The following is a 261-nucleotide window of genomic DNA, read 5'->3' on the forward strand; positions in this document are numbered from 1 at the left end:
GTTTGAACCTGTTGAGTTGGATGGAGGTGTAGATGTTTGTGGTTCTGGGGTTGGGTTTGAACCTGTTGAGTTGGATGGAGGTGTAGATGTTTGTGGTTCTGGGGTTGGGTTTGAACCTGTTGAGTTGGATGGAGGTGTAGATGTACCTGATTTCGGTTTGTCACTTGTGTTTGGTGTGGCAGAATCAGGAACAGGTGGTGGAGTATCTACTTTCTTTTGGTTGCTTGTGTCTGTCTGTATGGGTGTTTTTTGATTGTTGGA

General features: G+C 45.2%; 1 protein-coding gene. It reads left to right on the forward strand.

Annotated elements, in window-relative coordinates; all coding sequences use genetic code 11:
* Nucleotides 1-253: hypothetical protein (locus tag AC5JMK_RS10755; RefSeq protein WP_495910061.1), on the forward strand; the 253-nt coding region annotated here is incomplete at its 5' end.
* Between the last annotated feature and the right edge of the window lie 8 nt (nucleotides 254-261).

The sequence above is a fragment of the Pelatocladus sp. genome (assembly GCF_059505505.1).